Annotated in this window: 3 protein-coding genes; all 3 read right to left on the bottom strand. The window is 37.4% G+C overall.

Annotated features, from left to right (window positions below):
- Positions 1–49 precede the first annotated feature (49 nt).
- Positions 50–871 (bottom strand): MetQ/NlpA family ABC transporter substrate-binding protein, encoded by an 822-nt coding sequence (locus QZ055_RS08745; RefSeq protein WP_060924427.1) that lies wholly within the window; start codon positions 869–871, stop codon positions 50–52.
- 369 nt (positions 872–1,240) lie between these two features.
- Positions 1,241–2,554 carry a DUF389 domain-containing protein gene (locus tag QZ055_RS08740; RefSeq protein ID WP_295826275.1) on the bottom strand — a complete coding sequence of 438 codons (1,314 nt, stop codon included), beginning with the start codon at positions 2,552–2,554 and terminating at the stop codon, positions 1,241–1,243.
- 9 nt (positions 2,555–2,563) lie between these two features.
- A partial coding sequence (locus QZ055_RS08735; RefSeq protein ID WP_295826271.1) for a nicotinate-nucleotide--dimethylbenzimidazole phosphoribosyltransferase occupies positions 2,564–3,313 on the bottom strand: 750 nt, incomplete at its 5' end.

Below are 3,313 nucleotides of genomic sequence, written 5' to 3'. Positions count from 1 at the left end.
TTTGTCATGAGAAGGTATTGTATCAGATACATATATTATTAACGATCAATTAGAACGCTGGGATGATAGCGCCCTTGTAGTGTTCTTCGATGAACTTCTTAACTTCTGGAGATTGTAATGCTTTAGCTAATTTTTGGATAGCTGGTTTATTTTCATCACCAGGGTTAACAGAAAGAAGATTTGCATATGGAGAGTCAGCTTTTTCTACGAATAAGCCATCTTTTGTAGGATTAAGACCAGCTGGTAACGCATAGTTAGCATTGATTACTGCTGCATCTAAATCTTGGATGGAACGAGGAATTTGAGCTGCTTCTAACTCAGTAATTTGAATATTTTTAGGATTGCTAGTTATATCAAATGGTGTGTTAGTCAAACCAGTTGGATCTTTCAATGTTACTAGACCAGCACTTTGCAACAAGAGAAGTGCACGAGCACTGTTTGTTGGATCAGATGGAATTGCTACTTTTGCGCCATTTGGCAAGTCTTTCAAGTCTTTAATTTTTTGAGAGTAGATAGCCAATGGTTCAATGTGAACTGGTGCAAAGCTTACAAAGTTTGTACCATGATCTTTATTGTAGTTATTTTGGTAAGGTACGTTTGCAAAGAAGTTTGCATCTACTTCATGGCTAGATAGAGCCATATTTGGTTGGATGTAGTCTGTAAATTCAACGATTTGTAAGTCTACACCTTCCTTAGCCAAAATAGGTTTAACTTGTTCTAAAATTTCAGCATGAGGTACAGGATTTGCGGCTACCTTTAATACCTCTTTAGAGCCACTAGAGCTCGCGTTATTTGTGGAAGAGCCACAACCACTAATCAATAAGGACGCACCTAGTACGGCCGTCGCTGCCAATGCTAACCATTTTTTCATGTAATCCTCCTATCTACGATGAAAACCTACATCTCGGACGAGGACTCATACGTATACAACATTCGTAGATATTATAATAAATCTATTTTTCTTATCTTGTATCTACATTTGATTATTTAATATTTTCGATGTAGTAAGTATATCAATTTAATTCCTACTCGTATAATAGATTTTATATATGTAATAATATAACTTTAATCTATAGCAAGATAAGAGTAATTACATTTAGCTATGCCAAATACATAAAAACGGTACTAAGCTGATTCCCCGTACTACTAGGTAATATACCTAATAGGTTCAATCAAACTTAGTACCGTTATACATATCGCTCTATATAATAAACAATCTAATCAAAATCAAAAAATCAACTTATTGAGTTGACGTTGTTTGCTCCACAGAAATAGTTACAGGTGCTGATAATTTAGCCTCTAACCAAGCTTTTATTCGTTCCAAATCTGCATCAGATATAGTGGATGTAGTATGGATAATCACCATATAGCGACTCGCTTTAGGCTGTTCTAGATTATCTATTAAAGGCATGCCTTCCACTTTGCTTACAAACGGGAATAACGCCTTTGCTTCAGCTTCTGTCGTTTTCATAGTATTTATAGTTTCACTTACTAATTGATAAGTCGGTTGGTACAGATTAATCAAGTTTTTATATGTTCCAAGATTCTCTGAAGATTTATTCAAGTTCGTCTTATCCATAGTAGATTTTTTCTCATCTACGCTATTAACAAATCGTAATGTATAAGGTTGCAAGTACTCATCTTTCTGTAACTTGTCATCCAACTGGGCTTGCTCCTCTGAAGTCACAGGAGCTCCTATAACTACTATGTTTACTAGCTTATTCGTTTGATCCAATGAATAATCAATCACTTGTCGACGTCCCTCTTGATTAATATCATTCTTAATAAACTGCTCCATATGATTTGACTCAGAATACTTGATGGTCATATCATAGCCTGCATAAATACTTGGTATAGCCATAATAAGACCAATCACGAGAAATATTAGCTGGTTACGACGATTAACCTCTTCTACTTGTTTATGGAATGGCAAACTATATACACCTTTTAAAACAATAAAAGCTGCAAAGAAGATGAAAAATGCATTTATAAAGAATAGATAGCCAGCCCCAATGAAATAGTGCCAATTTCCATTAGCCAGTCCATATCCTGCCGTACATAGTGGTGGCATAAGTGCAGTCGCAATCGCAACACCTGGTATAACATTATCTAAGGTCTTACGCGTTTGCCCAATAATCCCAGCTAACCCACCAAATATAGCAATGAATACATCAAAAATATTCGGTTCTGTACGTGCTAATAGTTCAGATGTAGCCGCCTGAACGGGAGAAATATAAAAATATAAAGCAGATGCCAAAACAGCAATCGTAACCTGTAAGGACAATCTTAAAATACCGCTTTTTACAACTGTAAAATTAAGCGTAGCAAAGCCAAAACCAGTTGCTAAAATAGGTCCCATCAACGGCGATATAAGCATAGCACCAATAACAACTGCCGTACTATTCATATTCAACCCAATAGAGGCGATAAATATGGAGAGAATCAGGGTAACCAACGCAGGTCCCTTAATCTTAGCCCCACCTATCAATCTTTTAGCAATAGTTGCATCATCAGCGCGCTCAAAATGTATATCAAAGTATTTATTTAGTTCCATTCTTTCTCCTTATAATTTCATCAAATCTGCAAAGGTCCCTACGTTTACAAACATATGCTGTGTAGTTTTGAGCATTTGTACCATCAAGATGGCCCCCGTGCCTTCCCCCATCGACATGTGGGCTTGAATAGGAACCATGTCTTGTGTAATATCTACCTCTGCTAAAGCTAGCTCTGTGCCTTTTTCTCGAGAGTTATGAGATGGCAATGCATAATCCTTAACACGATCATTCATATGTACCGCACAAGCTGCTGATACAGCTGTAATAAAGCCATCAATGACAAAGGGCTTTTTAAACTCAACACAAGCGAGCATAGCCCCAAGAATAGCTGCAATATCAAAGCCCCCTACATGGGCTACGATTTTACGAACTCTTTCAACTTCACTGACAGAAACGATACTAGTCTTATGCTTATCTAATACAGCGCGCACAAAATCAATTTTTCGTTTCATCAAATCTGGTTTATTCGGCCAAGAACCGGGTCCTACTGTTTCAGTGGGATCAGCTCCAGTTAAGGCAGACAACACACAGGCAGAAGTCGTCGTATTACCAAGTCCCATTTCACCAAAGGAAAAAAGATTTATCCCTTGCTTTACATAATGTTGTACCCGTTCATAGCCAGCTTGAAAGGCACGATTAAATTCATCCTCAGTCATAGCAGGATGATTTAATATATTCTTTGTCCCCTTTGCGACCTTGCGATCCACTCCGATGCCATCATCTGAGGCAATTCCTACATCCACAACTTCATAAGGAAT

The sequence above is a fragment of the uncultured Veillonella sp. genome (genome assembly GCF_905209685.1).
In the GTDB taxonomy this organism is placed as follows: domain Bacteria; phylum Bacillota; class Negativicutes; order Veillonellales; family Veillonellaceae; genus Veillonella.
The sequence above is the reverse complement of the archived record's forward strand: the minus strand, read 5'-3'. Positions and strand labels throughout refer to the sequence as shown.

Coding starts and splice junctions, on each gene's coding strand:
- QZ055_RS08745 (WP_060924427.1), bottom strand. CDS start 871: ATGAAAAAATGGTTAGCATTGGCAGCGACGGCCGTACTAGGTGCGTCC.
- QZ055_RS08740 (WP_295826275.1), bottom strand. CDS start 2,554: ATGGAACTAAATAAATACTTTGATATACATTTTGAGCGCGCTGATGAT.